Source organism: Synechococcus sp. R3-13, assembly GCF_047462195.1.
Lineage (GTDB): Bacteria > Cyanobacteriota > Cyanobacteriia > Thermostichales > Thermostichaceae > Thermostichus.
This window is the reverse complement of sequence record NZ_JANSIO010000308.1, coordinates 1-5,369: the sequence shown is the minus strand read 5'-3', so window position 1 is coordinate 5,369 and position 5,369 is coordinate 1. Positions and strand designations below refer to the sequence as shown.

5 protein-coding genes and 1 pseudogene are annotated in these 5,369 nt (G+C 59.8%); 3 read left to right on the top strand and 3 right to left on the bottom strand.

Annotated features, from left to right (window positions below):
• The coding region (locus NW856_RS09670; RefSeq protein ID WP_414400001.1) for a DUF3459 domain-containing protein at window positions 1-455 on the top strand (455 nt) is incomplete at its 5' end.
• Between the two features lie 62 nt (window positions 456-517).
• Here NW856_RS09670 and NW856_RS09665 read toward each other — a convergent pair.
• From NW856_RS09665 to NW856_RS09655, 3 genes are all read right to left on the bottom strand, one after another.
• Window positions 518-907 carry a hypothetical protein gene (locus NW856_RS09665; protein ID WP_414400000.1) on the bottom strand — a complete coding sequence of 130 codons (390 nt, stop codon included), beginning with the start codon at window positions 905-907 and terminating at the stop codon, window positions 518-520.
• A gap of 127 nt (window positions 908-1,034) precedes the next feature.
• Window positions 1,035-2,567 carry an FAD-binding oxidoreductase gene (locus NW856_RS09660; protein WP_414399999.1) on the bottom strand — a complete coding sequence of 511 codons (1,533 nt, stop codon included), beginning with the start codon at window positions 2,565-2,567 and terminating at the stop codon, window positions 1,035-1,037.
• Between the two features lie 19 nt (window positions 2,568-2,586).
• Window positions 2,587-3,909 (bottom strand): four-carbon acid sugar kinase family protein, encoded by a 1,323-nt coding sequence (locus NW856_RS09655; protein ID WP_414399997.1) that lies wholly within the window; start codon window positions 3,907-3,909, stop codon window positions 2,587-2,589.
• 209 nt (window positions 3,910-4,118) lie between these two features.
• On the opposite strand from NW856_RS09655, the gene phoU reads away from it, so the two are divergent.
• On the top strand, window positions 4,119-4,760 hold the full coding sequence (gene phoU / locus NW856_RS09650; protein ID WP_414357802.1) for a phosphate signaling complex protein PhoU: 642 nt from the start codon (window positions 4,119-4,121) through the stop codon (window positions 4,758-4,760).
• A gap of 67 nt (window positions 4,761-4,827) precedes the next feature.
• A pseudogene (locus tag NW856_RS09645) lies at window positions 4,828-5,369 on the top strand (acetazolamide conferring resistance protein Zam); the annotation flags it as partial.

The window sequence follows — 5,369 nt, the reverse complement described above, 5'->3', positions numbered from 1 at the left end:
GCCGCCGCGAGTTCAGCGCCTTTGCCTGGCAGGGAGAGCCGCCGGATCCCCAAGCTGAAGAGACTTTCTTGCGCTCTAAGCTGAATTGGGAGTTGAAAAAGGCCGGTCACCACCAGGTTCTCTGGAAGTGGTACCAGACCCTGATCCGGCTGCGCAAAACCCAGCCGGCTCTCCAGCACTTGGAGCGGGATGGAGTGGAAGTGGAGCTCTTTTCCAACTCTGGCCTTGCCCTGCACCGCCGCCACGGATCCCAGGCTTTGCTTGCCCTTTTCAATTTCAGCCCCGATCAGCCAGTCACCTATACCCAATGGCCCAGCGGCACCTGGGAAAAACTTTTGGATAGCCACGAGGCCCAGTGGTTGGGAAAGGGATCCCAACTGCCGGCAGAAAGCCAAGGGGATCCGGTTGAGGTACTGGGCTATGGGGTGGGCCTCTATGGTGCTTTGCACCGCTAACGCAGATGGCTGCGGCCAGAAGGGAAATCTCGACCGCTCCAGACCTGGCAAACGGAAACGGTCTAGCCGATCTTCGCGCCGCGGAAATAGAGGGAGTCAGGCAAGGGCCTGCGGGCGAGGCTGGGATTTCGGGAAGGTTTGCTCACCGGTTGGCCGCGATAGGTCAGCTTGGGCTTGGCAGGGTTGCCCGTAGGAGCAGCCTCTGGTTGGGACTGCACGGGTACGCCCGGCGACAGTTGAGCCCACACTTCCGCGTGATTCTCAAACTGCACCACAATGCTAAGAAATCCCCTTTCAATGTCGGCGCAACAGGCAGATATCGCGTCTTGGGCGCGTTTGTACACTTGCCGACGGGCGTAGAAGTGATTCTGAAACCTGATCACCTCCACCAAACCCTGAGGAGTCGAAGCCCAGAAGCCACTCTCTGCATCGCTGTAGTCGAGAATAACCATGGCTAACTCCTACACTGACGAGTGGATGGATAAAGATCCCAACTCTTCCACTATGGATATCAAACGTCATGAAACGTAATGGTGAGCTTGGTCACATTGAATCACAATTGACAATGTTTCGATATCACTACGGAAATAACTTGTAATCTTGACCGCAGCCGTAGCGCCAAGCCTCGCGGCGCCGCTTCCAGAAGTAGTCCTGGGGGTTGGTTTCCGGCTCCGGGCGATCCGTTAGCCTTTGCAGCAGCTCGTAGAGGCCAAGCGCGCCAAAGTGGCCCGCCCATGCCACCAGCTCCGGCAACCCCAACCGAGGCAAAAGTCTGGCTACCAAGCTGGGATCCCGACGCGTCACCCCCCACAGGGCCTGGGCCAAGCCGCCAAACTGCACCACATCCTGCAAAAAGGGCTGCACCACCTGGGGGCCAGCGGCAACCATGGCCGCAAACACCCTGCTCAACAGGCGGTTAATGCTATCGGGATCCCAACTTTTGTTCTGCAGAGGGGGAATCATGGCCTTCTGAAATAGCCAGGTCACGGCCAAGTTGGGCTGGTAGGGTTGCAGCAGGGCTAGGGCTGCCTGGTTCAACTGCCGTTGCGCCAGGGCCTCGTGGATTCCTTGTTGCAGGCGATCCAGGTGGCGCAACATGGCGCCAAAGCCGCCAAAGCTTAGAGGGGACTGGCTGCCACTGCTATCCCCCACCGCCAATAGGCGATCCCAGGGCAGTTGCAGCGGGCTGCGGCGGTAGGCGGGGAAAACGCCACATAGCTTGCGCACCCAGCGGATCTGGGCCAGCTCCACCCCCTGGTAGGCTGGCAGCAGCCGGCAGTAATCCCGCCAGAGCTGCTCTAGACTAGGCCGCCGGGGATCCCGGTCGCAGTAGGTAAACAGATAGGTGGTGCGGCCCTCGCGGGCGGGGAAGGCTTCCCAAAAGGGCTGGTAGCCATTCTGGGCCGGGGTAAAGCTGTAGAAGAGATCTCCCGTGGGTTGGTCTGGCAGCCCCTGGGCACAGGATCCCACCACCAGACACACGCTATCCGGCGGCTGTCCTCGGCGAGCCTGGGCCACGAGGGGGGAGCGATGCCCCATAGCATCCACCAGCAACTGGGCAGTGAGGGATCCCGTGTTGGTTTGGATGCCGATCCCATCCGGGTGAACAGCAGCACCCAAAAAGCAAGTATTTTCCCGCAATTGGCCACCCCATTCCAAAAAGTGGGCTTTGCAGTGCTCCAGCAATCCAGCGGGATCCACCCCCACATTCAGCACCCCTTCCACCCACCAACTGGGGCCATCCCCAAAGCCAATACGCCCGCCAGGATAATGGGTCACCTGCACCTTCTCCCATTCCCTTGGGGTGAGCAGTTCCAGCTCCAGCAACACCTGCAATTCCTGCCGGGAGGTGTTCCACTCCTGCTCCCGACCCCGCAGGATCCCTCGCTCCAGCAGGATCACCCGCCAGCCCCGCTTGGCCAAAGCCGCCCCCAGAAGGATCCCCAAGGTGCCGCCGGCAATCACCACATCGGCATCCCAGGATTGGCTGCCCAAACGAGCGGAAGAAGGGTGAACCACTGCCGGGGGCAGTTCCGCCTGCGGCTGCCGCAGGGATCCCCACCAGCGATCCAAGGTGGGCAGGGCTTCTGGCGGGGGGACGAATTCAGCCATCGGCAGGAGGAACTTCACTCTAGACCAAGCCCCGACTTTTGAGGCGACGATGAATCAAAACCAGCGTATCCACCTCGCCGACATTGCCCGGAAACAACACCACCGGCAGGTTGGGAAAGCGGGGATGGTCTGCCGGGGTGATCACCATCGAGATCCCTGGGTAAATTTGCCCCAGCAAACGCACTGCCGGCAAGTCGAGGCCAGTGCTGAGGGTGTCGTTGGAGGTGATGCCACCCTTGCTGATGAGGTAGCCAATTCCCGGCGGCAACCCCTGCACCACGCCCATCAACAACCGGGAAACCTTCTGCCCAAAAGCTAGGCGCATTTCTACGGCGTCCTTTTCGAACGTCAGTTCCTCTCGGCTGGTGTAGACCACCGGCGTCAGACCCTGCTCATAGGCGCTGTGAACTTGGGCCAGGATCCCTGGCAGCAGCTCCGCGTCGGGATCCAATAGTCGCCTCACCTCCACCTCGATGCCTTGGGTTTCAGGCTCCTGCAGAAGGCGGGCCAACTGCTGGCTGGACTTTTGCACATGGGATCCCACAATCACCACCCCTGGCCGATCTGAGCGGACAAACCGCCCCATCTGCTCTGGCAGAACCGGCTGTGGCGGCAATTGGGCCAAAGCCGTCAAGAGGCTGGCGGCGCTGCGGAACAAAAAGCGCTTCCCCTGCTCTATAGCCGCCCAAACATCCTGGGCAAAGCGATCCAGATCCGCCTGGGTTTCTCCATCCACCACACAGCAGACATTCCCCTCCAGACTCAAAAGCCGCTCCAGACAGCCGGCGCGAATCTGCTCTAGGGTCAATCGCTCCACCTGCTCAGCCCGGATCCGCCCCTGGGTTTTCTCCTGTACATAAGCGGGCAAATAGCTGTGGTGGTAGGCAAACACCGAGTCGCGGGCAAACTCCGTCTCATGCACCGGCACCCAGCGCTCCCCCACCCGTAGGTAGTGGACACTGTTGCGGGTGATGCGCCCTCCCTCAAAAAAGGCCGGCACCAGAAAATGGGCATCAAAAGGCCCCAGCTCTGCTGCCATCACATCCGTTTCCAGGGGGTAATGCCCCCGCAGCGTCGAGTCGGAGCGGCTAACAAAAAGGGCCCGCTCCCACCCCAGCTCCCCCATGGCCTGCTTGAGGGCCCGGCAGACCGACCGCGTCACCTCTTCGGCCTTGGCCGGCGGCAGGGATCGGGTGTTGGTGAGGATAAAGCGAATTGGCGAGCTATCCTGCAACCCCAGCTTCAAAGTCTGCGGATCCCAGCGGGTGAGGAGCAAGCAACTGTGAACGGTTTGGGATCCGGTGGGATCATCGTCCAACACAATGATGGGGGGAAGAGCCATGAGACCGTCTCAATCGACAAAGCAACCCGAGAACTCCAGACAGACGAATCCCCCTCAAAGGGCAACCGCTATTTTCATCTTCCCCCAAGTTGGCCATCTTCCCTGCCCCTATTCCAGGCGAAGTTTGCCATGATTGAGATCAACTGGCTCTGTTGAATCCAAAACGACTGCAGACATTTCCCCCCTGCCCACATTCATGGGAGAAAGCCATGGGGCAAGCCGAGCTGCAACTTCACATCAAACGGGTACAGCAGGACGTGCTGCGCATGGGGGCGCTGGTGGAAAAATCGGTGGTCTTGGCCCAGCAGGCCCTGTTTGAACAGAACTTGGCCGCCGCCGAACAGGTGATCGCCCAAGACAAGCAAATTGACCGTTTTTATCGTCAAATCGAGAAAGACTGTATTAATTTGATTGCCTTGCGCTCCCCGGTGGCGCGGGATCTGCGCTGGATCAGTACCCTGATGCAACTGGTACGCGATCTGGAGCGGATTGGCGACTACGCCAAAGATTTGGCCGAAGTGGCTCTGCGCTTGGTCATGTATCCGCCGCCGCCGGAGCTGGGTCGTATTCAGGTGATGATGCAGCGCTGCCAGAAAATGCTCAGCCACAGCCTGGTGGCCCTGACGGAATTGGATGCTGACCTGGGCCGACAACTGAAGCGGGAAGACGACGCCGTTGATGAAGATTACACTAACCTTTACAATACGTTGGCGCAGCAGTCTGACATTCGCGGATCGGTCGAGCCTATTCTATTGATGTTGCTGGCGATCCGTTACCTGGAGCGTCTGGCCGACCACAGCACCAACATCGGTCAGCGGGTAGCTTTTATCGTCACCGGCCAGCGTGACTAACGCCAACGGGTTGGGTCTTGCGATGTCTTAACCCCTCTTCTTCTCTCCTCTTTTGCCAATACCCAAAATGGACTTCTCTCGAATTTTTCAGCATTTTCTCTCTCAGCCTCCCGAGCAATTGACCGACAAAGATACTCTTCTTGCCCTCTTGCAGTCCGCCGATCCAGAAGCGCCGGAAATGCTGGAGATTGCCCTCGATGGCCTGGTGCGGGCCGGGTTTCTGGAACGATCCGGGGATCCACCCCGTTATCGGCGCAAGCCGGACGAATCTTTGGTGGTGGGGCGTTTGCGCTGTTCCAGCAAAGGCTTTTGCTTCGCCATTCGGGACGAGCCGGGGGTAGAGGATGTGTACATCCACGGCAGCAACCTCAGCGGCGCTTGGAATGGGGATCAGGTGTTGGCGCGGGTCACCAAAGATGGCAACCGTCGCCGCAGCCCTGAGGGAGAGGTGGTGGCCGTTGTGGAGCGGGCCAATTCTGCCCTGGTGGGTCGCCTCAAACAGACGGAACAGGGTTTTCGGGTGGTGCCCTTGGACGACCGGCTGCTGTTCGAGCTGGCCCTGACGGAGGGATCCCCTGTCGAGCTGGCAGAGGGGCGGGTGGCCTATGT